A 1,016-nucleotide genomic window follows, 5' to 3' on the forward strand; every position below is an offset into this window, starting at 1 on the left:
GCCCCAGGTGGGGGAGAGGGTGGCGGCGAGGACGGCGCGGACCTCGAAGGCGGGGCGGCCGCCGTGCTGGAGGTAGGCGTGCAGGATGTCGGGGGTGTTGACGAAGAAGTTGGGCCGCATGACGTCGGCGGTGTCGCGGGAGAGTTCGGTGAGGTAGTCGGTCAGTTCCTGTTTGGTGGTGCGCCAGGTGAAGTAGGTGTAGGACTGCTGGAAGCCGGTCTCGGCCAGGGTGCGCATCATCGCGGGGCGGGTGAAGGCCTCCGCCAGGAAGATGACGTCGGGGTCGGTGCGGTTGATCTCGCCGATGACCCGTTCCCAGAAGACGACGGGTTTGGTGTGGGGGTTGTCGACCCGGAAGATCCGCACGCCGGTGTTCATCCAGTGCCGCAGGATCCGGCAGGTCTCGGTGATCAGGCCGTCCATGTCGGCGTCGAAGGCGATGGGGTAGATGTCCTGGTACTTCTTCGGGGGGTTCTCCGCGTAGGCGATGGAGCCGTCGGGGCGGTGGTGGAACCATTCGGGGTGTTTGTGCACCCAGGGGTGGTCGGGGGAGCACTGGAGGGCGAAGTCGAGGGCCACTTCCAGGCCGAGTTCGCCGGCGCGGGCGACGAAGCGGGTGAAGTCCTCCAGGGTGCCCAGCCGGGGGTGGACCGTGTCGTGGCCGCCCTCGGGGGAGCCGATCGCCCAGGGCACGCCGACGTCGTCGGGTCCGGCGTCCAGGGTGTTGTCGGGGCCCTTGCGGAAGGTGGTGCCGATGGGGTGGACGGGCGGGAGGTAGACGACGTCGAAGCCCATCGCGGCGATCGCCGGGAGGCGGCGGGCGGCGGTGGTGAAGGTGCCGTGCGGCTGCTCGGGTGTGCCTTCTGAGCGGGGGAAGAACTCGTACCAGGCGCCGTACAGGGCCCGCTCGCGTTCCACCAGCAGGGGCAGCGGGTCGCTGCTGGTGACCAGCTCCCGCAGCGGATGCCGGGCCAGCACCGCCGCCACCTCCGGCGTCAACGCCCCCGCAAGACGGG

The 1,016-nt window shown here is 70.0% G+C and carries 1 pseudogene; it reads right to left on the minus strand.

The annotated features are described in order from the left end of the window. Positions 1-1,016, minus strand: a pseudogene (locus tag ACIF9R_RS38350) (alpha-1,4-glucan--maltose-1-phosphate maltosyltransferase); the annotation flags it as partial.

The organism is Streptomyces sp. NPDC086080 (genome assembly GCF_044540255.1).
Taxonomy (GTDB): domain Bacteria; phylum Actinomycetota; class Actinomycetes; order Streptomycetales; family Streptomycetaceae; genus Streptomyces.